Source organism: Calothrix sp. NIES-2100 (assembly GCF_963875285.1).
GTDB lineage: Bacteria > Cyanobacteriota > Cyanobacteriia > Cyanobacteriales > Nostocaceae > Aulosira.
In genome coordinates this window covers 7,484,332-7,506,947 of record NZ_CAWNLA010000001.1, presented here as the reverse complement: position 1 = coordinate 7,506,947, position 22,616 = coordinate 7,484,332, and the positions used below count along the sequence as shown (strand labels likewise).

The window sequence follows — 22,616 nt, the reverse complement described above, 5'->3', positions numbered from 1 at the left end:
AATTTTTCTTTTTTAAGAAAAAGTTAAATTTTCAACTTTTGGACTATTAACCTTACCTTCCATTAAGTATATAGACTACATTCACTAGAATATAGTTTCCCATTTCTCAAACCAATTTAGTAGTTAACCTAGATACTCTTTACTCATTTACCAACAAAAATTTTGTGGCATCTGAGTGAGATGAATTAGTAATAGTACTTCATAATACTTTAATTGTTAACCAATTGATAGTTGGTTGCAATAGCAAACAATTATCTTGGCTAATTACATAACTGTACAATTTATTACCTTAATCAAAGTGAATGATTTCGCAAATTCATCGATATTAAAAATACCCGATTTACCGCATATTTACATAGATGATATTTATTTTATTTGGAAGTGATCATATCATATGTAGCGAAAAAAATCAATTATATTTCTTCTGTTAACTGTCGCCAAGGTTATGGTCGTAAATTTATTTAAGTACCAGTTATATATTATACTTTGACAGCACAAAATCTTCTATACCCCATAGCTAAAATTACCTCACATTGGGCAGACAGTACGTTAGTATCCAGGATAACCTTCGAGGCTAAGCATAAATTTTGATGCCCTAAAGCCCTAAACAGGAAATTACTCACCCAAGTTTTTATCTAAACCTATATACTTTATGAGACAAATAATAGATAAAATCTAATTAAATTTTGATTGGCTATAAAATAAATATGACTTATTCAAATAATAAACTTCCGAAGGATTATATAATACTATTAATAATTTGGTTCGTAGGATTAGTTATAGATAGATTGTGGTTTTTCTTAGATGAATCGATTCCATCCTACGATCAAAGCGCACATTTAACAACAGCATTCCATCATTATCGAATTTTTCAAAATTTCCATATTTTCTCAGGTGACTGGTGGTTATCTTTGTGGCAACTAACACCTAGTTATCGCTCTCCTTTTATATATATTTGTACAGTCCCGTTTTTGTTTTTGTTTGGCAGGGGATACGATCAAGCGAGTTTAGTTAATTTAATATATAGTGCGATCATTATTATCTGCGTATATCATTTAGGTAATTATTTATTTAATAACCGAAAAATAGGTATCACTGCCAGCTTATTTTGCCTGTTATTTCCCATACTGGGAATTATGCGAACAGATTATTTATTAGATTATGGTTTAACGGCAATTGTTACATTCACTTTCACCATATTAACAATTTGGAAAGATTGTTATCGTGGTTTTATATCATGGATATTAACCCTAGTTTTTGGTTTAGGTATAGGGTTAATCATGCTTGCTAAACCTACAGGGTTTATTTTTATTTTAATTCCTTCAGTTTTGGCATTAATCAGCTTTATCAGACAACGTAAATATACTAAGCTACTGCAAACAGGTTTATCTTTAATTTTAGCTTGGTTAATTTGTGGTTCTTGGTACAGTTTAAATTGGTTAACGATTATTACCTCTGCAATCAATGCTAACAATGTCGGTAAAGCTGAGGGAGATCCACCACCTACTACTATTGCTGGATGGTTAGTTTATCCGCAAATGATACCAGAAACTATTGGTTTGCCGATATTATTTGTGAGTCTAGGGATTTTATTAGTTTATTTGGTTAAACATAAATTTTCTAGAGATGTACTAATAGCCAAGTGGAATACATCAGGCATAAATTGGTTAATAATTTTCTTGGTAAGTAGCTATATTATTTGTTCCCTAGGTACAAATAAAGATGTGAGATTTATTTTACCTTTATTTCCCATAATTAGTTTAATTTTGTCTTACTGCTTTAATTTAATTGAAAATCAAAATTTTGATAAAATTAGATTCATAGCTATTAGCTTAAGCGGCATAATATTACTCAATAATTTATTTCCCTTACCCCTAATTCAAGGATGGGGAGGGAGACATTTACCAAATGATGAAGGTAAAAGATATCCTCTGGCTCAATTAATAAAGAAAATTCATCAAACAAATCCATATTTAAGGTCAACTTTAGGTGTGATTCCAGTTTCTACACCTCAAGTTAATGAGTTTACTTTAGATTATTTTGGTACCTTAGCAGATTTTCGGGTGTATGGCAGGAAACTAACGACTAAATTATCTCAAATAGAACAAGATTTAGAGTATTTTTCTTGGTATGTGACTAAAGATAATGAACCAGATGAACCAGGAGAAAGGGGAGAAACTAAACGCAAATTAAAATCTTTAGTAGAATCTTCTCCAGATTTGAAATTACAGGATGAGTGGATATTACCGAGTAAAGATAAATTACGATTATATCAAAGAGTCAATCCTGCTGTAGTCATTGAGCAAGTAAATAATACTAATTCTGCAATTAGTTTCAAGCCAGTAATAACTGCTAATCAATTAATAGTCGCTCAAAATAACTCTGTTAGTTATCAAATAATAGGGTCGTGGGATGATCTGCAAAATGGCTTATTACTATTAAAATGGCAGAATGAGCAGTCTTCTTGGTATCACGATCATGCCATTGCTTTGGGTAATTTATATTGTGGGTTAAAATGCCATCCCCAAGGTAGTTTTCAGGTAACTGAAACTATCTCTACATTTATACCCCAAAGTTTACCGCTAGGAAAATACCAACTTTCTGCACAGTATTTAGATAGAAGAAATGGCAAAGTTACACCTTTCAATATTCCCAACACTACTGTAACTGTAACAGATAAGGGGAAAATAGAAAAAGCACCAGCATTAGACTTAGTTTCCCGAATGTCACAATTAGGATTAGAGTTACAAAAAGGGAAGTTAGATAATATATTTGTCCAGATAGATAATTTCAATCAATACGATCCTACCCAAGATTATTTAAAACAAATTGAATTAGCAGCTAATTATCGCCTGCAAAACGAACCAAATAACCTCAATTGGCGTTATACTCTACTCCTAGCAGAACTGTTACAGCGCCAAGTTCCCGAATTAATCCAAAATTTAACAGAATTAACTAAATATGATGCTAAAAATCCTTACGTATGGCTTTATTTAGCTTTTATTTATCTATACGATTTTCAACCGAGACAAGCCGAACCAAAATTAGCGATCGCAGAAAAATTGAACCCAAATATACCTGAGTTAAAAACTTTAAAAACAGTGACAAATATTATGAAATTTTTACCATTAATTCATTTTTAAAATATGCGTTCCTTCACAGACAAAGAATGGTTATTCAGCTTGCTAGTAGCTTCTCTAGTTTTGTGGCTGATATTTTTGGGTAATTTACCCTTAAGAGATTGGGATGAAGGTACTTATGCTATAGTCTCTAGAGAAATTTACCGCACTGGTAACTGGCTTTATCCAACACTTCAGGGAGAACCATTTTGGTTAAAACCACCTTTGATGCAGTGGTTAATTGCACTGTGCTACCACATTGGAGGAATACAAGAATTTACCACTCGTTTTCCTGGTGCAGTGTTAACAGCTTTGGGAGTACCTTTACTTTACTTAGTAGGGCGTTTAGTTTTTTCAGAAAGCCTACCAGCATTGTTTGCTGCTTTAGTTTACTTAACAATGCTACCAGTAGTGCGTCATGGCAGATTGGCAATGTTAGATGGGATGACAATTACGTTTTTTCTAATGTTGTTGTTTTGTCTATTAAAGGCGCGTCATAATCGAAAGTATGCTTTAGGTGTAGGCTTTTGTTTGGGGCTAATTACTCTGACTAAAGGCTTATTAGTTTTGGTTTTGGGAGGAATTGCGGGTTTATTTATCCTGGTAAATAGACAATTGGTTTTATTAAAAAGCCCATATTTATGGGTGGGAATGTTATTAGGAAATGCCCCGGCGATCGCTTGGTATCTTACCCAATGGCAACATTATGGTGATATTTTCTTAAAAGTGCATTTTCAAGCCCAAGCTTTAGATAGACTTGGGCAAGCTGTAGAAGGTAATAGCGGACCAATCTGGTACTATTTAATTGAAATACTTAAATATAGTTTTCCCTGGCTATTCTTTTTACCAGGAGGTTTATCTTTAAGTTGGCAAAAACGCCAGACGCTTTGGGGTAGTTTAATTCTCATCGGCACAATTATGTATTTAGGCATTATTTCCTTGATGAAAACTAAATTACCTTGGTATGTGATGCCTGTATATCCCTTTTTAGCTTTAGCAATTGGCGCAAAATTAAACAATATTTGGCAGCAGCAAGATAAATTTAAAAGTAAAGTTTTGGCTGTATTCTTTGGTGTTCTTTCTGTTGCTGGGTTGGGAGGCTGCGTTTACTTTATTCTTGCCGAACCACAGCCCAGTTTAATTATCATGAGTATTGTTTTGGCAATTAGTATGGGTATAACCTCATGGCTAATTAAACAGCGTAATCGTCACTTTATTCTAGTTTTATTTTCTGGGCTGTATTTAGTTTTAGCGCTGTTCGTAAGTTCCCAATCTTGGGTTTGGGAGTTAAACGAAGCTTTCCCAGTCAAACCAGTAGCCGCATTAATTCGAGAAAATGTACCAGCAGGAACACAAATTTATACTTCTTTTGCTTATAGTCGCCCCAGTTTAGATTTTTATAGCGATTGCAAGGTTACTGCTGCACCTGTACCAGTTTTACAAGAAAAGTTGGCGAAAAAATCTTATTTATTGTTAGATGATATAACTTTGCAGAATATAAATTTATCTGGTAGTAAAGTACTTGGTAAATCTGGAAACTTTACTTTAGTTTCACCGCCAATTAGCTAAGTGCTTATTCCTACTTGGATTCTAGTTACTTTTTTTAACAAATAAGTAGACATCATCACGCTGATATTGTAATTTAAACTCTGACTGAGTTTGTAATTTATTAATCAAATTCTGATAATCTGTTGTGCTGGCTGCCCAACCAGGGTGACGAAGATTAAGCAATATATAATGAAAATTATTTAAGTCGTTAAGATTATATTTAAAACTAATTAATTTTCTATGAGTTAAATGGGGTGTAATGATATCTGTAGTAAACACGCTATCTTGAGTTTTGACTAAAGAAATCCCTTCTTTTGTGGCTTGCCAATTATCCATATTTTTGAGATATCTTGAGGTAAAGAATCCAAACTTACCTAAAGCTAAAAATCCAATTAAAGACCACAAAATAATTACTTTGTTTTGTTTTAACCATGCTTTACCACTGGCGAGGCTGGCAATTAAAGCTAAGATTAAAAATGGTAGTGCTGGTAATGAGTAATGCAAAACTAGATTTTTTTGTGATGGATGATTGGCCAGAAGATTCAATGCTATACAAGGAATTGCCCCTATTAAGGGTATCATGTATTGTGGTCTTAAACCCCAGAAAACAGGAGCTAATAAAAAAAATAAATATTCTAAATTGATGGATGAAAAAATATTATTAAAAATAACTTCTGGGTGGGATAGTAAAATTTGCGCCATCTCAGAAAACGAGTTTCCTAAATAGCTATAGCGATAAAGATGGCGGTTGAGTAATGCTGCTTCTCCTCCAAAAAAGGGGATAATAAAGTTATTAGCAATGACAAACCAAGCTGTACCGCTAAAAAGTGCGATCGCACCATAGAAACGTCGCTGTTCAAACAACAGTAGCCAAATTCCCATAGCCACTACAGTCAGGGATAATACGGCTTTACAACCCAACACTAAAAGAATACTGAAAATAAACCAAGCTACTTTTCTGGTTCTCGCTGCTAACACTGCTGTTAAAAGTCCGGGTACAGCAATAACATCTGGATGAAAATCACACAAATTGCTGTTATAGGCTACCGGGTAGAGGAGATATACAGCACTTACCATTAATGCTTGGCTTTTTTTTAACCCCGCTTCTAATGCTAGTAAATATGTAGGTAAAGCACCTAAAGCCAAAGCACAAGATTGCACTGCAAATAGCCAATAAACACTAGGATAAATTTTGTACAGTAAAGCCAAGGGATACAAAATCCAAGCAGCATGATCGGCTAAAGCATGAAAACCTATGATCGAAGAAATTGGCGTTTGTCCCTGACTAATTAAATAAATTCCTTGATCAAAAAATGCTAAATCCCCAGATGAATTAAATAATTCGTGTCTCAGGCTGCTGGATATAAATAAAATGCAGGCGCTAATCCCAATAATTACACTGAGGATATTAATTTTTTTGAAAGCTTTTTCCACTATAATTTATTATTAAGATTTTAAATTTTTTTCGGTTTTAATTTGGGATAAATCATATCACAATTTCGGACAATAAACCAAAGGGTAAAACCTAAAGGTATTGAAAAAATTTGGATATATATATGAGTGCCTATGTAGCTAAATAATGAAGACATTTGGACTGCGATCGCCACCCAACGATATTGCGGAAAGTAAAAGGCAAAGATAATTGATAATATGTCAGCAGGATAAAAATATCTTTCATGCATTTTGGGGAGGATATATGGCATAAACAACACCGAGATTGTCGCCAAATGTATTAATCTATCTTGAGTAATTTCTAGCCTGCTTTTATAAACAAGATATGCCAATAACAGTATGGCAGCTACAGTTAAACTTAAACCAATAGGGACAACAATATTATAGAAATCATTAGAAATCCATTGATAAAGGTTAGGAGAATTTTTAGCTAGTTCTTTATATTTATTAGCTTGATTAAAGTAGACTAAGAGCAATTCTGAAATTGGTCTACCTGCAAACCAAGCTGGTAGCATCAAAGCTAGATATACTAAGGGAATCAAAGTTAATAAATACCAAGATATTCTTTTTTTTACTACCATAATTAACAACAGAGGTGTTAAAAACATCGCTTGGAATTTAAAAGAAACCGCTACGCCAAAACTTACCAAGGCGGGAATTTGTTTATGAATAGATAGAAAGTAAATAGAAGCGATTAATCCTGTGGTATAAATAACATCACATTGACCCCAGAGGGCACTATTATAAATAACAGTTGGACTTAAAATAACTGCCAAAAAAGCTAACATTCCCATGTTACCTGTGGGGTATTTTAATTTGACAATTTTGTAAGTTAAAAAGGCACAAAGAAAGTCAACAGACATGGCGAAAAGCTTGATAGCTAAGATTTTTGGCAATCCAGAAAGCAGAGTAGCCGCAATCAAAATCCAGTAGAGATAGGGGGGTGTATAATCGGCAAAACCATATTTTAAAGCGCTAAAGCCACCGTTATCGGCAATGAAATCATACCAAGGAGATAAAAAATATTTATAATCAACAGATTTATTGGGAACACAAACCCAGCGGATGATGACAGCAAATATCATGCCTGCTATTAAATATTTTGTACCTGGATCATTGAACCAAGATTTGATTGATTTTAATAATGTCTTATCTGAAGTTTTCGCCATAAACGTCAAGTTGTTTGTAATGCAGGGTTATATAGCTATCGGTGTAGGAGTTGTGAAAAATATTTTTTTATTGAACCGCACCAGGCGCAGCGAAAAGTCTGAGCGCCGGAAGCCGGCGCTCAGAACTTTTCAAGACAGAGAACGCAGAGAGATCAGAAATAGAGATTTTCACCAATGATTTAGGACTGCTATAGGTTAGGTAGCATAGCAAAATACTAATACCATAAACTAGACCACTCATAAGAGCGCTCATACAATTCATGATTTTGTCTACGATTTGGATAGGTATAATATTTGTCTTTCCAGCATGATGCAAGCCGGATAAAATTCTCGTACAAAGCAGCAGATGAATAGCAAATTTAAGTTAAACACGCTCATATGTAGCACTCTAATTTTACTTGCACTACTGCTTCGCGTTGGCTGCGCGTTGGCTTTTCCCAACATTTTTTGGGCTGACGAGATATTCCAGACTCAAGAACCAGCACACCGACTGGCTTTTGGTAATGGAATTGTCAGCTGGGAATTTAGAGATGGTGTCAGATCGTGGGTTTTTCCCGGAGTACTAGCAGTTATTATGCGGCTGACTGCTTGGATGGGAGATGGTTCCACTGGTTATGTTACTGGTGTAGCCGTTTTTTTGTGTCTGCTTTCTTTAACTACTGTAGTTATTGGCTTTCTCTGGGGACATCGAACAGGCGGATTGTTAACGGCTGTCATCACTGCGGGTATTTGCAGTATTTGGTTTGAGCTTGTTTACTTCGCACCCAAAGCTTTTAATGAGGTGGTAGCAACTCATCTTTTTCTCCCAGGAATTTACCTCGGTGTTCATGGGAAATCTTTTCAGCCTCGGACTCGCCTATTTTTGGCGGGTTGCTTGTGTGGGTGCGCTTTAGGTTTACGCATTCAATTACTTCCAGCCGTAGCGATCGCAGTAGTATGTATTTGTTGGCACAAAGATTGGAAAACTAGATACCTCGCCATGATGGCTGGTATTATCGGCCCTTTACTGATTTTCGGGATGGTGGATGCATTTACCTGGGATTACCCCTTCCAATCTTTTTGGAAAAATTTCTGGGTGAATATTGTTGAGAAAAGAAGCCATATTTATGGGGTATCACCCTGGTATGAATATTGCTTATACTTGCTGAAAAGTTGGTCTTTTTTTATTGTACCGATCGCACTTTTAGCGATGATCGGTAGCCGCCAGAGTCCAATTTTGGCATGGATAGCGATCGCGGTTGTTTTGACTCACAGTATCCTAGCTCACAAAGAATACCGTTTTATTTATACCGCATTGCCGATGGTCATGATCTTGGCTGGATTAGGAACAGCAGAGATTGTCAAATACTGGCTTGTACGGTGGCGATCGCATTGGGTGAAACTCGTAGCAATATCGTTATGCTTTATACTTTGGGGTTCGACTTCTGCTGTTTTGGCTGGACGATTTAATCTCTATACAGAATTGAGCTGGCAGACGCTTTGCAATCATAATCAGGGGACACATTGGAATACGGAAGCTGGCAATCTCAAAGCCTTGCAAAAATTAAGTCAGGAAAAAACGCTTTGTGGGGTTGGTCTTTGGGGTATTCATTGGACTTTATCTGGCGGCTATACCTACCTTCATCGTGATGTCCCCATGTTCTTCATCGAAGAAGCTCAGGATTTCAATACACAAAAAGAAAACTTTAATTATCTTGTTGCTAATGACCCAATAAAGCAACCAGGCTATGCATCGCAGCAGTGCTGGGGAAATACCTGTATTTATAAAAGAGAAGGTGGCTGTAAGCCAGTCAGAAGTGACCAGATCAACGAAGTGATCAAACAGACCGGTGGATAGGGTGAGTCAGGACTAAAGTCGGTGAATTTTGAAGCACCGAACTGCTGATACCAATTCTTCATGAATATGCACTCTCTTTTTTAAAGACGAACCGCCCTCCGGGTTCAGCAGTTCCTCATGGGGAAACCCCCAAGATCGGACTGCTTCACCAAGTACGCCAAGTACGCCAAGTTAAAGAGGGGTAATCATTAAGTGCAAATTTATAGAGAATTGGTATTACTAAGTTCTAAATTTGCTTTGAAGATAGAGACCTCAGCAATTTATAGTGAGAGTTGTGTGTAAATCTTAAACAATTGTGAAAGCGATTACTCTTGTTGGTTCCACTGGCTCTATTGGTACTCAGACTTTAGATATTGTCGCCCAGTACCCGGATCAATTTCGGATTGTCGGATTAGCAGCGGGAAGCAATGTAGAAATGTTGGCTGCGCAAATTCGGCAGTTCCGGCCGCAGATAGCAGCCATTTGTTTAGAAGATAAATTGCCAGCGCTGCAAGAAGCAATCAAAGACCTTGATCCCCAACCAATTCTTCTAGCTGGTGAAGCTGGAGTGATAGAAGTTGCGCGTTATGGTGATGCGGAAACAGTCGTCACTGGGATCGTCGGTTGTGCGGGATTACTTCCCACCATCGCCGCTATTGAAGCGGGTAAAGATATTGCCTTGGCGAATAAAGAAACTCTGATTGCTGGGGGGCCTGTAGTTCTACCTTTAGTAGAGAAACATGGTGTTAAATTACTACCAGCCGATTCCGAGCATTCCGCAATCTTTCAATGTCTCCAAGGTGTGCCCAAAGGTGGTTTGAGAAAGATTTTGCTCACTGCTTCTGGGGGTGCTTTCCGAGATTGGGATGTAGAAAAGTTAGCAGAAGTTACAGTTGCTGATGCCCTGAAGCATCCTAACTGGTCGATGGGACGGAAAATTACCGTAGACTCTGCGACTTTGATGAATAAGGGTTTGGAAGTAATTGAGGCGCATTTTCTCTTTGGCGTAGATTATGAACAAATTGAGATTGTCATTCATCCTCAAAGCATTATTCATTCCCTAATTGAACTGCAAGATACTTCAGTTTTAGCCCAACTTGGCTGGCCGGATATGCGCTTACCGTTGTTGTATGCTTTATCTTGGCCCGATCGCATTTACACCGACTGGGAACGCTTAGATTTGGTGAAAGCTGGCAATTTAACCTTCCGTGAGCCAGATCATCAAAAGTATCCTTGTATGCAACTAGCTTATGCTGTGGGTAGGGCTGGTGGTTCCATGCCGGCTGTATTGAATGCCGCCAATGAACAAGCTGTGGCTTTATTTTTATCAGAAAAAATTCGCTTTTTAGATATTCCCCGTTGTATTGAATGGGTGTGCGATCGCCATCAAAATGATAACTTGCAAAATCCCTCTTTAGATGACATTTTGGCAGCAGATAAATGGGCAAGACAAGAAGTTTTAACCGCCACTGAAAATCTCGCCAGTCACGCCCAGGTAATTTCACTGCGATAGGTCACTAAACCCAGCAAATTATTGATTTTGTTGGGTTTTACTTTGAAAATTGGAACAGGACAAAAAAGACAAGGGAGACAATTGACCAATGACTATTGACCATTGACAAAAACTCTTATTCCCCCTTCTGTAAAACTTCCTGAAGCATAGGCGCAAGTTCTTTACTTAATCGGCCAGACCGGACAAATTCTGCATAGGTATCTGCTTCGATTGCTAAAAGTTCTCCGCGAAGTTGTTCCAATGTAAAGCTTTTCACGTTGGGATATTCGGTTTGTAATTTGTCTATTTCTGTTTGTAAATCTTCCAGTTCACCTTTAATTAGTGCCTCCTGATAACGGTAAAATTCTTGATCTATGCCTGGGCGATGATCTGTTTGGAGGTGTTGCAGAACTCGTTCTAAAGCTACATAACGAGCAAGCAATTCTAAATAGCGATCGCGTAAGGGAGCATCGCCTAAAAGATTGAGTTTTTGCAATAAAGGTTTAATAGTTAATCCCTGGACTAACAAAGTAAATAAAACCACTCCAAACACGGTGGCGATAATTTTTTCGCGTTCTGGTAGTATTGTCGGTACGCTCAATGCCAAGGCAATAGAAACTGAACCACGCAATCCACCCCACCACAAAATAGTTTGGTCAGGTAAAGAAATTTCTGAGGAAGTGAGCCTAGTACTCAAGTTGCTGAGAAGATAAATTGCAATTAAGCGCATCAAAATCATCGCGCCGACTGTGATACCTATAATGTGCAAATTTTCTGCCAAACTTGTAAAGTGAATTTGGTCGCCAATCAACAGAAAGACTATTGAGTTCACAAAAAAAGCTAAAAATTCCCAAAACTCAGAAACAATTATTCGGGTACGGGGATTCATACCTATACGAGAGCCAAAGTTCCCTAAAATTAAACCTGTGGTTACAACCCCAATCACTCCCGAACCACCCAAATCTTCGATAATCAGGTAAGTTCCATAAGCTGAAACTAAGGTTAGAGACTGTTCCACCAATGGTAGATCGAAGCGTTGGGTGAGGTAGGAGATGCTAAACCCAATTAAAGCTCCCACTGCCACACCGATACCGACAACAGTAAACAGCTGCAACAAAATCGGTTGGAGTTGTAATCGTGCATTTCCTAAAGGTAATGCCACTAAAAAACCAAAAGCAACTACCGCCATACCATCATTAAATAAGCTTTCACCTTCCATCAGAGTGCTAAGACGGCTACCTACACCTAATTCTCGAAACAAAGCAGTCACTGACACCGGATCGGTAGCTGACAAACTTGCGCCAATGAGTAGAGCTGTAGTTAATGATAGTCCAGCAAATTGATTAAGACCTATTGCCACCCCGACAATAGAAATAACTACTCCCAACACCGCATACAAGCAAATTGGTAGGAAATCCTGCTTCAATTCCAACCATTTCAAATTCCATGCGGCTTCAAATAACAAGGGTGGTAAAAAAATTAACAAAATTAATTCCGGCGACAGATTGACTAAGCGGATATCAACAAATGCCAACCCCAATCCGACAATTACGAGTAGTAAAGTATAAGGAATCTGGCGAAACCAGCTAAATATTTGGGGTAAAGTGGCTACCCCTAAAGAGACTGATAGTACTAAAAGAAATTGCTTGATATTGCCGGCAATAACTTCCTCACCAATTGCTGATGCAAGCGTCATAAACAGAATCCTGGTAGAATTTTTCCTGGGAGCATCTGACTATTTCCAGATGACACAACTTAAGTATGGGATTTTAATTAACCAAGAACCAAAAATCTACCGCTAACTATAGTATTCAGGAGGATGGTCTTGGGTATTAACATTCGAGACCGCTTTAAAAATTTCCGTCGCCAAGCATCTCAACCAGAGCAACTCCAACAAATACAAACAGATTTGCTGGCGGAATCAACCTTAGACCCATCCTACATAACTTTGATTGTCGGTTCCTGTGCGATCGCTACTTTTGGTTTATTGTCCAACAGTAGTGCGGTCATTATCGGTGCCATGATTATTGCACCCCTCATGTTACCAATTCGGGGGTTAGCTTTTGGTGCTTTAGAAGGTAATGTCACTCTCTTCCGTAAAGGAGTAATTGCTGTGGTAGTAGGTACACTCCTTGCTGTAGTCATGGCTTATACCTTAGGGATACTCGTATCGATACCCAGCTACGGTAGTGAAGTGCTGGCTCGTTCCGAACCTACACTGTTAGATTTGGGTATTGCAGTTGTGGCAGGTGGTATCAGTGGCTACGCTAAAGTTCAGCCGAAAATTTCTGGTAGTGTGGCGGGGACTGCGATCGCAGTGGCGCTGATGCCTCCTATCTGTGTGATTGGTTTAGGCTTGGCACAAGGAAATTGGTCACTAAGTTTGGGGGCAACCCTGCTTTACCTAACTAATTTGCTGGGTATTACTTTATCCTGTATGCTGACATTCCTGCTAGCAGGATATACATCTTTATCACAGGCACGTCGCCCCTTACTTTGGACATTAGCTTTAACCGCAGTCTTGCTAATTCCTTTGGGTGTCAGCTTTGCTCGACTTGTACGACAAGGCCAATTGGAAATCAGCTTACGCAGAGCATTATTGAATCGAACCGTCACCTTTCAACGTTTACGGTTAATCAACAGTAATACAAACTGGCTAGCAAATCCGCCAGAAGTGCGTTTGATTGTGCGCGCACAGCAACCAGTCACACCTCGGCAAGTGCAATTATTAGAAAATTTTATTGAGAGGGAGATGGGCCAACCCTTCACCCTGATTTTTGAAGTAGGTCAAGTAGAAGAAATTCGCTCTGAAGATTCTCAATCTAAATAATAGTCAGTTGTCATTTGTCAGTTGTCATTTGTCCCCCATGCCCAATGCCCCATGCCCAATGCCCAATGCCCCATGCCCCATTTCCCATCTAAACTTCCTGCTCAACTCTATAATTTTGACCTTGATATTTTGCCATCAAATTTTTAACTTGAGCCACTACCAGGGGATGTTTATCTTTTTGCAGTTGTGGTAGAAGTTGTAGGAGAACACGGTTTGATACCAAGCTAAGATAAGCGATCGCGGCTTCTCTCACAAAGCCTGTGGGATGGCGCAAAGCAATCATAATTTCCGGAATTGTCAAGCGAATTTGGCTAACTTGCGCAAAATGAAAACAGCAAGCTAAACACCAATCAGATAGGAAATTAGATAGCATCAACAACCCACGCAGTCTTTCGCTGACTGACAAATGCTCATATTCTACTAATCCTGCTGCTGTCAGGTGATAAAGTTTTTCTTCGTGCGATCGCCGATCTAAAATATTTAGCACCAAAGATTTACAAGATAGATTTACAGTATGGTCTAAAATTTCTAAACCTCGTGCTAAGTTGACTCCTGACTCAGACCGGATATTAAAAGCTGCTGCTTGCATCTTTTCTGGAGAATAAATTAACTTCAGTAGCAGTAATAATCTTTCTTTAACATCTATTTCTAACTCTAGGAGTGCGCGTTGTAATAACTCAAAAATTACTTTTGATTGCTGATTTTTGAGATTATGCTGGAGTGTGAAGTCTATATAAGCTGCATAAATATCGCCTAAAAATTTTAATTCTTGCTTAATTAATGTTTCTACCCTACCTTCGTAAAATTGATCCTGTAAACTTCTAATTTCTGGTTGTTTATGTATTTTTAGTAAACTGCGCAGAATATGAGTTCTGGTAGAACCCCAAGATTGTTCCAAGTTTTGCCATAAACAATCCACCGCTTCCAAAGTGCCTATTTGCGCAATGCTACGCCAGGCATATATACGTACTAGTTCAGGTCTGTAAATATTGGTAGCTAGGTGCAACAGCATTTCTAAGGCTTCATTTTCTAGTTGCACTAAGGCACTCATTGCTGTAATGCGGGTGGACTTATAGTATAGTGCCGCCAAGAGCGCCGAATAGTATTCCTCTAAACGAGTAGCTGCAATCATTTCCAATACAGCACAGCGCACCCGTAAGGAATCATCCTGCAACAAATTTGGGATGTGAATGCGCAAGGCTTGCAAGTAAACAGCTTCCCTTAAAGCTTTGACTCCATTCACCCGTTCCCGTTCTTGTTTATGAGTCAGCATCCGGCGCATAGCTTTGGTCGCTGCGGCTTTTTGCATTGGCGTTCCCTGACGCAAAAGTAAGGCGGCGGCGGTGGCGCGAATGAGTGAGTGTTGTCGGGGGTGGAGATACTCTTCTAATAAGCTTAAATTAGGGTGTGGTTCAGCTAGCCAAACGTAGCGCAAAGCCAAAGCAAACACCTCTGGTGTCACATCATCTTGGGACTGTTCTAATAAAGGGCGGACATAGGGCAAATAAATCGGATTAGCCTCAGCCATCAGCATAACTTCCAAGCTTTGGCATTGCAAATCAGGGGGTAATTTCACTAGCAAGGGTGCTAAAACTTCTACCGCACCTGGCAAATCTATTTGCACTAACAGTTCAATGCAAGAGCGTTTATCTGCCAAACTGCCCTTTTCTCCTAAAGCCTTGACTACTCCTTGTTGGAAAACTCGCAGACCCACGTTTGTCGCACTCAGTTCACCCCGGTCTGCACTTAAAACTAATAAGTCAACATAGCGCGATCGCAGTAACAAAACTACTCTTAAACAAATCCCAGCTACCACCACTGTTTCTAAGATAAATACCCATTTGTGTATTGCTTCCGGCACAAACCGCCCGCAAATGAATAAGGTAATAATAATTACTATTCCCGCCGAACCTGTGGCGATCGCTTCTGCCGTTCCGCCCGACAATATTTGTGTCCGGCTACGAATTCGTTCGGGAATTGGTTGATAAAGTGCTGGGCCGCTACTCATGATAAAGGTGTAGCGCAAAAGTTCATCGCAGAATTTGAGAATTATTAGCCCCCAGAAAAAGTTGGGCAATTGCAGCCCGGTAAATAGATTGAATATGGTGATCCCCGCTGGTATTAAACAACCTACGGTGATTGGTAACAGCGCCGCCGCAAAAAATACTCCGACACGTTCAATCAGGCGGCTAGAAATAAACCATTGTGTCATTAACTCACACAATCCCACCATGCCACCAAATAGTCCCAAGAAGCTAGCTAACTCTCGGTCATCGAAATTGGACTTCAATTCGCGCAGATATTGGAAATCTATTAGCAATCCAATCACTTGCAAAAGACCAACAAAGGCAAATAGCAGCCAGATATAACGTCTGAGTGGTGCTTCCAGGCGGCGGTGTCGGGAAGTTTGTTCAGGAGAATTGAGTCTTTGTGGCGCGTCGGGAAATGCTTCTCGATAGTGATGACTGAGGTAGAAAAGAATTCCTGTACCGACAATAATCACTACGCAAGCGATGACAATTACCTTATTTAGCTTGGCGAATGCTAGCAGCCAAGGTAAACTAAAGCCGCTGATCACATCGGCGACCAGCAACCCACTACTCACGAGGGGATAGGTGCGCTTAATTTCACGAATATTAAATAGTTGATTAGCGACGATCGAGGTATTGAGGTCATTGACTACATAAAGTGCGTCTACCCAAAGCCGCATCAAAAATACAAGAATAACTGTCAAGTAGGAAATATGTATTCCCCGATGCAAGAACACCAATAAAATTAATGGCATCACCATGCAAGGTGCGATCGCCACAATTACCCAGCGCAAGGGGAAAATCTTTTGTAGCCAAGAATATAAAACAACCAATCCAAAACCAAGCGCTGCACTGGCAATATACATCCAAGGTAGAGGATTAGCCCCATATTCATCTAAAAACAACGCTACTGTACTGTCTTCTGCCCACCGCAAACCTACAGATACAGTTGTATAAAAGGCAAACATCATCCACGTCCGTTCACTCTCCTCAGGTCGGAGATTCAACCACTGTAGCAGCCGGGACATAGTGCCTCTATTTGCCGTTAACCAGGTATTTTTTAGTTCCATTCAGCTTTTCTTTCTGGTATATTTACCGTGCATGGGGCATTGGGCATGGGTCACTTGTACTGAGCGGAGTCGTTGGCGTAGCCTCTCGCAGAGAAGTATTGGGCATTGATTATTTATCTCCCTAGCCCCTAGCCCCCTAAAAGGCGTTGCAACAGAACTTACCTAGAAATGGCAAAAGTCCTGAACAACTGAGTATTATTTTTCCCTCTCAGCGTTCAGGACTATCATTATTTTGAGAAATTCTACCGACTTCTATGTCAGCTTTAAATCTTCAAGCTTAGAACAAGGAACATTACTTTTTGGGAGAGATCAGCATCATCATGTTCCTTCCTTCTTTTTTCGGTGCTTGCTGCACCTCGCCAAATGGCTCTAAATCAGTCGCCATTCGTTTGAGCAAATCTTCTGCTAAGTCACTGTGTTGAATTTCTCGACCCCGGAACATCACAGTAGCTTTAACTTTATCCCCATCCTTGAGAAAGCGTTCTGCTTGCTTGACACGCACGTTGTAATCATGCTCTTCTATTTTGTAGCGCATCTTCACTTCCTTGACATCAGCTGTGTGCTGCTTTTTCCGGGCTTCCCGCGCTTTCTTCTCTTGTTCAAACTTGTATTTCCCATAGTCCATGATCCGACAAACTGGCGGATCAGCTTTGTCACTTAGCAGCACTAAATCCAACTCTTTTTCTTCTGCTAGCTGTAGTGCTTCTTGAGGAGGCATAATTCCCAATTGCGCACCATCAGTGTCAATTACCCGAATTTTAGGGAAGCGAATACGTTCGTTAATTTGGGGCAGATCGCGAGTTCTTTTTTTCTCAATCACAGGCATTATGATTCGTGGGAGCTCTTTATTAAGAATTTGGTTTGGTCTAGATTGGCTGAGTTGTTGATTGGTACGCCTCAGTGTAAAGTACTCAAATAACTGAGGACTTAAAAAATTAGCCTTACAGTTATAGCTTAGCTAATCCTAATGGTAGTTGTGACTTAGTCTGTATTTGTCAATTCTACTCAGTCTGAGAGAATTTCTCTGAAATCGTTAATCTAAATTACACAACCTAGAGAAGCATTAAGTATTGTATCAATTGTTTAACAACTGATTAACATTTAGTTTTACAACTATAATTTCCAGAATAGCAATATTACAGATAAAATACCTTGTTACCAATAAATTGTAATATTTTATACAAAAATTAACAAATTTGCGCTTCGCGTGTCATTGGTCATTGGTCATTGGTCATTGGTCATTGGGCATTGAGCATTGGGCATTTGTTATTTCTCCTCTGCTTCCTTGTCTTCCGAAAGCTGAGCGAAGTGGTTCGCGCAGCGTCTCGCAGAGAAGCTTGTCCCCTTTCCCTTTTCGCCAAGTCCCCGTGTCCCAATTCCAGCTCTTAAGATTGAAATTAAGAGGATTTTGAGATTGAGGAATGGGAGGGAAGTGTGACTACTGGAATACACTGGCAACAGCGGGTTGGTAATCAAAGAGACTGGATTTGGCGAGGCTGGCAAACCCGCTATACTTATATCCGCTCTGCCCAAAATCACCAAAAGACAATACCCTTAATTTTGTTACATGGGTTCGGTGCTTCTATTGGTCATTGGCGACATAACTTAGAAGTATTGGCAGAACACCACACAGTCTATGCTCTAGATATGTTGGGTTTTGGGGCTTCGGAAAAAGCCTCAGTGAACTACAGCATAGAAATGTGGGTAGAACAAGTTTATGACTTTTGGAAAGCCTTTATTCGTCAACCAGTGATATTAATTGGTAATTCCAATGGTTCACTAATTTCTTTAACAGCTGCTGCCACCCATCCTGAGATGGTGCGAGGTATAGTGATGATGAGTTTGCCCGATCCTTCATTAGAGCAAGAAGCGATCCCGGCGGCACTGCGACCAGTTTTAATGCCAATTATCACGACCATTAAAAAGATAGTCGCTTCTCCCATTGTACTAAAACCTGTGTTTAATTTTGTCCGTCAACCAGGTGTATTACGCCGTTGGGCAAGTCTTGCTTATGCTAACCCAGAGGCGGTTACCGAAGAACTTATAGATATTTTAGCTGGGCCTCCTCAAGATCGAGGTTCTGCTCGTGCTTTTAGTGCCCTGTTTAAAGCGGCTATGGGTGTTAACTTTAGTCCTAGTGTCAAAACTATGTTGCCAACTTTAACAATTCCCATGCTTTTAATTTGGGGACAAAAAGACCGATTTGTTCCTCCAGTACTTGCTAATCAATTTGCTCAGTACAATGAGAAATTGCAGCTGCTTAACTTAGAAGATGTGGGCCATTGTCCCCACGATGAAAATCCAGTGTTAGTAAACCAGGCTATTTTAGATTGGATTAATCACTGCCTTGACGATACCCAACAGCTTGCGACTTTCCCAAATAAATAAGGGAGTTGCATAAAAATAAAGTACCAGTAAACCGAGTTTCGACTGCGCTCAACTCTCGACTGCTGAGGGTTGAGCGCAGTCGAAACCCGGCTCTTTGGGACACTATTAACCCGCAAATCCCTAAGTTGTCCTAGTCAGGACTTTACTTCTGATTTGAAGCGCTTAAGTGCTGACTACGTAATAGCTAGCCAATCGTCACTTGGTTAGTCTCAACACCTGTGGCTCCATTAACAGAACGCGCTACAGAAACCATTCTGGTGAGAATTTCCTGATTGGGAACTTTGCCTTTAAGAACCACAGTCCCTCCTGTCTGAGCAACCCAGAGGCTGTTAATATCATCCAATTGGGGATCTTGGTCAAAAGCTAGGGCTACACGCTTTGCTAAACCACTTTGATCGTATTCTCCGTTCAAGCCTAAACGTTCTGGGGGAATAGTTTGAGTAGCAGCAGCAGGAGCAGTAGTCTCAGGCGCAAAGGTAGCATTAGAATTTTGTGGTACTGCTTGGGGAGTAGGGTTTACTTCTGCGTTTTGTGGTTTTTCTAATCCAAATAGTCTTTTGAGCCAACCCATAAAAACTTTTCTCCTATAAGAGGTTCATACAATCTGAGGATAAAATTTTTACAGTTCTTCCACATCTGCCAGTGAAAAGATATTCATCCATAGAGATTTCTGCTTGCAGAATGATTTGTCTAGGACTTGAAGTTATATCTAAGAGTGTAATGAGTGCAGTTTTGAGTTTAAAATTAACGAAGATTTACTTATCAATTTAGTAGACAGTAGGTGTAGGGCAATCATTAGCTCATAATTTTTATTAGTAAAATGATGCCTGAGCCTGTGTTGGCAAAGATGAAACATACTCTTTCAGTTCTAGTAGAAGATGAGGCGGGGGTTCTGTCCCGCATTTCGAGTTTATTTGCCCGTCGCGGTTTTAATATAGAAAGCCTAGCTGTTGGTCCAGCTGAGCAGGGAGGAGTTTCCCGGATTACGATGGTTGTACCTGGTGACGATCGCGTAATTGAACAGCTGACTAAGCAACTATACAAGCTAGTCAATGTCCTCAAGGTGCAGGACATTACCGAGACTCCCTGCGTCGAACGAGAATTGATGCTCCTCAAGGTTAATGCTACTAGCAGCAACCGTTCAGAAGTCATCGAGCTATCTCAGATTTTCCGGGCGCGAGTGGTAGATGTCGCAGAAGATTCTCTCACGCTGGAAGTAGTAGGCGATCCTGGTAAGATGGTGGCAATTGTTCAGGTGCTACAGAAATTTGGTTTAAGGGAAATAGCCCGAACTGGTAAAATTGCGCTGACTCGTGAATCTGGTGTGAATACTGAGTTGCTAAAATCTTTAGAAGCAAAAGCGAGTTAGGGAACTCCAAAAAATAAATTATTCCGCTTAAATTCGTTGACTGTTGACACTTCGACTTCGCTCAGGGTCAAGGCTCTTGCGAGTCTAAGCCTTGACTGTTGACTGTTGACTGTTGACTGTTAACAATAGCAATGGAATATTTTTTTACGAGTAAGTCCCTGAGCAACTTTTACAAACCCATTGAATGTAAAACCAGACGGTCATACACTCTATCGGGTAAAAGATGTTTGAGCATAGCGGCAATTTTGGCATCCTGTCCTACGAGATAACGTGTCTTGGGATGTTTGGCGGTGAGTGCATGGACAACAGCCTGAGCAACAATATCCGCAGAAATTCCCTTTGATGCCAAAATTCCTACTTGTTTACGGACTGCATTCATCGCCTGACCGTAAAGATTTTGGGCGGATTCAGAAAGATTCTCCTTGTCTATGTCGGCTTGAGTTAAAGATTTATCCCAAATTGGCGTAGCAATTGTACCAGGTTCAATAATTGAAACGGAGATTCCCCAAGGTCGTAACTCTAAACGCATGACATCGGTGATTGCTTCGAGTGCAAATTTGGAAGCATTGTAAGCGCCCAAAAACGGTGCAGCACTGCGACCTGCAATTGAACCCATATTGACAATTCGACCCTGACCCTGGCGCAATAAACCTAAAAATGCTTGTGTAACTGCGAGTTGTCCGGTGAGATTAACTTGTATCTGGTGTTGAAAATCGGCAATTGGTAGCAATTCTAACGGGCCGGGGATAGCAATTCCGGCATTATTGACTAAGCCCGCCAGCTTACCATTACTTGCATTGGTTACTGTTTCCACTGCAAATGCGATCGCATCAGCATCGGTAACATCTAAGAAAATCGGGGTGAGTCTTGGTGAGGCTTTCTCTTTGAGTTTTTGAGCATGAACTTCTTGACGTACACCAGCAAAGACAGAAAATCCCAACTGATCTAAAAGCAATGCACAGGCTTCACCAATTCCTGTAGATGCGCCTGTAATTACGACTGTACCTGAAGTTTCGGTAAACATTCGTCTTCTCTACGCCACGACCTCTTAACTATAAAATTACTTGCTGAGTACAAATGACAGTTTTGCTACGGCCGCACAGTTGTCATGTTTTTGTAATACTCACGTCAAAACCATCTGTAATAGTGAAGTTGGTATTTGGTTACAAAATGCTTTGATTTCGGTTAGAGGTGGGATTTCCTACCTTTAACTGATTTTTTCTGTTGATTTTATTACCTCTACACCCAAAAGTTTTGCGTTGACGGTTGACACTTCGAGTGAGCTTCAGTGCGGCGCTGTTGACTGTGAACAATAGGAATGGAATATTTTTTTACGAGTAAGTCCCTTAATTGGGTTTTGGGTGCATTCCCATCACAGATTGAGTTAGCAACAACTTGCTGATAACTCCCCCCGCAGCACTGTAACAGCTTGTCCGCCTAAAAAAACGCGATCGCCTCCCCCATATCGCACCTTCACCACTCCCCCACGGCTGGATGCTTGATAGGCCAAAAACTCATCCTTACCCAGGCGATCGCGCCAATAAGGAGCAAGACAGCAATGCGCCGCACCAGTCACAGGGTCTTCATTTATACCCAATCCTGGTGCAAAAAAGCGAGAAACAAAATCGTACTCGGAATCAGAGTGAGTCACGCTAGTAACAATCACATCAGCAACAGGCAAATTTCTGAGTTGTTGAAAATTGGGCTGCATGTGCCATACCAAATCCTCAGATTCCACTTCCACCAAATAGCCGAGAGAATTGTGATAGACAGATTTACATTCTACACCCAAAGCTTCATTCAGTTCCGCAAAAGCATCAGTGACTTGTGAATGATTGACAGGAAAATCTAACTCAATCCACTCACCTTTTTTTGTAGCTATCAACACACCGCTTTTAGTAGAAAAACGGGCAACTTCATTCGGTGACAGATGTCCTTGGGACCATAGTACATGGGCGCTGGCTAAAGTTGCATGACCACAAAGCGGTACTTCTACAGTCGGTGTAAACCAGCGCAGATTAAAGCCATCATCCTGTTTGACGAGAAAAGCCGTCTCCGATAAATTCATTTCCTGCGCTACATTTTGCATCCAGCGATCGCTTTGGGGAGTAGGGAGAACACACACAGCAGCCGGATTACCTGCAAATGGCGTATTGGTGAAAGCATCAACCTGTGTAATTATTTGTCCCATAGTGTCACCCTTATGTAAGACTTAGACAAAGTTGGATAATCTCAGCTTCTCACAACCTGTATATTTCTCGCAGCAAAGGCGGGATAAGTGCAATTTCATTAAAAATAGGGGGAATTCCAATGATTCAGAATTCCCCCTACGC

Annotated in this window: 15 protein-coding genes; 7 read left to right on the top strand and 8 right to left on the bottom strand. The window is 40.0% G+C overall.

What is annotated here, in order from left to right; all coding sequences use genetic code 11:
- Positions 1–707 precede the first annotated feature (707 nt).
- Positions 708–3,143, top strand: coding sequence for a hypothetical protein (locus tag AACU32_RS30595; RefSeq protein WP_096605339.1), 2,436 nt, complete (start codon positions 708–710; stop codon positions 3,141–3,143).
- Positions 3,144–3,146: 3 nt separating this feature from the next.
- Positions 3,147–4,688: an ArnT family glycosyltransferase gene (locus tag AACU32_RS30590; RefSeq protein WP_096605336.1), complete on the top strand. Its 1,542-nt coding sequence runs from the start codon at positions 3,147–3,149 to the stop codon at positions 4,686–4,688.
- A 21-nt stretch (positions 4,689–4,709) separates the two neighbouring features.
- Here AACU32_RS30590 and AACU32_RS30585 read toward each other — a convergent pair whose 3' ends face one another.
- Together AACU32_RS30585 and AACU32_RS30580 are read right to left on the bottom strand one after the other, a co-directional pair.
- Positions 4,710–6,101 (bottom strand): DUF2079 domain-containing protein, encoded by a 1,392-nt coding sequence (locus tag AACU32_RS30585; protein ID WP_339378393.1) that lies wholly within the window; start codon positions 6,099–6,101, stop codon positions 4,710–4,712.
- A 20-nt stretch (positions 6,102–6,121) separates the two neighbouring features.
- Positions 6,122–7,288: a hypothetical protein gene (locus AACU32_RS30580; protein ID WP_096605334.1), complete on the bottom strand. Its 1,167-nt coding sequence runs from the start codon at positions 7,286–7,288 to the stop codon at positions 6,122–6,124.
- A 346-nt stretch (positions 7,289–7,634) separates the two neighbouring features.
- On the opposite strand from AACU32_RS30580, the gene AACU32_RS30575 reads away from it, so the two are divergent.
- Positions 7,635–9,125, top strand: a complete 1,491-nt coding sequence (locus AACU32_RS30575) for a mannosyltransferase (protein WP_096605332.1) — start codon at positions 7,635–7,637, stop codon at positions 9,123–9,125.
- Between the two features lie 295 nt (positions 9,126–9,420).
- Positions 9,421–10,617, top strand: a complete 1,197-nt coding sequence (gene dxr, locus AACU32_RS30570) for a 1-deoxy-D-xylulose-5-phosphate reductoisomerase (protein WP_096605330.1) — start codon at positions 9,421–9,423, stop codon at positions 10,615–10,617.
- Between the two features lie 115 nt (positions 10,618–10,732).
- Here dxr and AACU32_RS30565 read toward each other — a convergent pair whose 3' ends face one another.
- The gene (locus AACU32_RS30565; RefSeq protein WP_096605328.1) at positions 10,733–12,292 is read right to left on the bottom strand and encodes a cation:proton antiporter; all 1,560 of its coding nucleotides are present in this window, start codon (positions 12,290–12,292) and stop codon (positions 10,733–10,735) included.
- Positions 12,293–12,415: 123 nt separating this feature from the next.
- Between AACU32_RS30565 and AACU32_RS30560 the strand changes: the two genes are divergently transcribed.
- On the top strand, positions 12,416–13,426 hold the full coding sequence (locus tag AACU32_RS30560) for a DUF389 domain-containing protein (protein WP_096605326.1): 1,011 nt from the start codon (positions 12,416–12,418) through the stop codon (positions 13,424–13,426).
- Between the two features lie 88 nt (positions 13,427–13,514).
- On the opposite strand, the gene AACU32_RS30555 is transcribed toward AACU32_RS30560, so the two are convergent.
- Together AACU32_RS30555 and infC are read right to left on the bottom strand one after the other, a co-directional pair.
- A complete protein-coding gene (locus AACU32_RS30555) occupies positions 13,515–16,526 on the bottom strand; it encodes an Npt1/Npt2 family nucleotide transporter (protein WP_096605324.1) in 3,012 nt (1,003 codons plus the stop codon).
- A gap of 292 nt (positions 16,527–16,818) precedes the next feature.
- Positions 16,819–17,352: a translation initiation factor IF-3 gene (gene infC, locus AACU32_RS30550; RefSeq protein ID WP_086687969.1), complete on the bottom strand. Its 534-nt coding sequence runs from the start codon at positions 17,350–17,352 to the stop codon at positions 16,819–16,821.
- 608 nt (positions 17,353–17,960) lie between these two features.
- Between infC and AACU32_RS30545 the strand changes: the two genes are divergently transcribed.
- A complete protein-coding gene (locus AACU32_RS30545; RefSeq protein WP_096605322.1) occupies positions 17,961–18,914 on the top strand; it encodes an alpha/beta fold hydrolase in 954 nt (317 codons plus the stop codon).
- Positions 18,915–19,098: 184 nt separating this feature from the next.
- Here the strand turns inward: AACU32_RS30545 and AACU32_RS30540 are convergent, their stop codons facing one another.
- Positions 19,099–19,485, bottom strand: a complete 387-nt coding sequence (locus tag AACU32_RS30540) for a BON domain-containing protein (RefSeq protein ID WP_096605320.1) — start codon at positions 19,483–19,485, stop codon at positions 19,099–19,101.
- A gap of 276 nt (positions 19,486–19,761) precedes the next feature.
- On the opposite strand from AACU32_RS30540, the gene ilvN reads away from it, so the two are divergent.
- Positions 19,762–20,283, top strand: coding sequence for an acetolactate synthase small subunit (gene ilvN, locus AACU32_RS30535; RefSeq protein ID WP_096608245.1), 522 nt, complete (start codon positions 19,762–19,764; stop codon positions 20,281–20,283).
- Between the two features lie 169 nt (positions 20,284–20,452).
- On the opposite strand, the gene AACU32_RS30530 is transcribed toward ilvN, so the two are convergent.
- Both AACU32_RS30530 and AACU32_RS30525 read right to left on the bottom strand, forming a co-directional pair.
- Positions 20,453–21,307, bottom strand: a complete 855-nt coding sequence (locus AACU32_RS30530; protein ID WP_096605318.1) for an SDR family NAD(P)-dependent oxidoreductase — start codon at positions 21,305–21,307, stop codon at positions 20,453–20,455.
- A 360-nt stretch (positions 21,308–21,667) separates the two neighbouring features.
- Positions 21,668–22,474: a PhzF family phenazine biosynthesis protein gene (locus AACU32_RS30525; protein ID WP_096605316.1), complete on the bottom strand. Its 807-nt coding sequence runs from the start codon at positions 22,472–22,474 to the stop codon at positions 21,668–21,670.
- Positions 22,475–22,616: the final 142 nt, after the last annotated feature.

Bases quoted from the DNA above. Each gene is read 5' to 3' on its own strand.
- infC (WP_086687969.1), bottom strand. From the start codon at position 17,352: ATGCCTGTGATTGAGAAAAAAAGAACTCGCGATCTGCCCCAAATTAAC.
- AACU32_RS30575 (WP_096605332.1), top strand. From the start codon at position 7,635: ATGAATAGCAAATTTAAGTTAAACACGCTCATATGTAGCACTCTAATT.
- AACU32_RS30590 (WP_096605336.1), top strand. From the start codon at position 3,147: ATGCGTTCCTTCACAGACAAAGAATGGTTATTCAGCTTGCTAGTAGCT.
- AACU32_RS30540 (WP_096605320.1), bottom strand. From the start codon at position 19,485: ATGGGTTGGCTCAAAAGACTATTTGGATTAGAAAAACCACAAAACGCA.
- AACU32_RS30530 (WP_096605318.1), bottom strand. From the start codon at position 21,307: ATGTTTACCGAAACTTCAGGTACAGTCGTAATTACAGGCGCATCTACA.
- AACU32_RS30580 (WP_096605334.1), bottom strand. From the start codon at position 7,288: ATGGCGAAAACTTCAGATAAGACATTATTAAAATCAATCAAATCTTGG.
- ilvN (WP_096608245.1), top strand. From the start codon at position 19,762: ATGAAACATACTCTTTCAGTTCTAGTAGAAGATGAGGCGGGGGTTCTG.
- AACU32_RS30525 (WP_096605316.1), bottom strand. From the start codon at position 22,474: ATGGGACAAATAATTACACAGGTTGATGCTTTCACCAATACGCCATTT.
- AACU32_RS30555 (WP_096605324.1), bottom strand. From the start codon at position 16,526: ATGGAACTAAAAAATACCTGGTTAACGGCAAATAGAGGCACTATGTCC.
- AACU32_RS30560 (WP_096605326.1), top strand. From the start codon at position 12,416: ATGGTCTTGGGTATTAACATTCGAGACCGCTTTAAAAATTTCCGTCGC.
- AACU32_RS30595 (WP_096605339.1), top strand. From the start codon at position 708: ATGACTTATTCAAATAATAAACTTCCGAAGGATTATATAATACTATTA.
- AACU32_RS30565 (WP_096605328.1), bottom strand. From the start codon at position 12,292: ATGACGCTTGCATCAGCAATTGGTGAGGAAGTTATTGCCGGCAATATC.